The 317-nt window shown below is 63.4% G+C and carries 1 protein-coding gene; it reads left to right on the top strand.

What is annotated here, in order from left to right; all coding sequences use genetic code 11:
- Nucleotides 1–317 (top strand): hypothetical protein (locus UK12_RS44150; RefSeq protein ID WP_231591522.1); only part of this gene is annotated, 317 nt, incomplete at both ends.

The following is a 317-nucleotide window of genomic DNA, read 5'->3' on the forward strand; positions in this document are numbered from 1 at the left end:
AAACCCTGGGCACCGGTGTCACCCTGGAAACCCTGATTGCCCTGGAAGCCCTGGAAACCCTGGGCACCGGTGTCACCCTGGAAACCCTGATTGCCCTGGTTGCCCTGGAAGCCCTGGGCACCGATGTCGCCCTGGAAACCCTGATTGCCCTGGAAGCCCTGGAAACCCTGGGCACCGGTGTCACCCTGGAAACCCTGATTGCCCTGGAAGCCCTGGGCACCGGTGTCACCCTGGAAACCCTGATTGCCCTGGAAGCCCTGGAAACCCTGGGCACCGGTGTCACCCTGGAAACCCTGGTTGCCCTGGAAGCCCTGGAA

This window comes from Saccharothrix sp. ST-888, assembly GCF_000955975.1.
In the GTDB taxonomy this organism is placed as follows: Bacteria; Actinomycetota; Actinomycetes; order Streptomycetales; family Streptomycetaceae; genus Kitasatospora.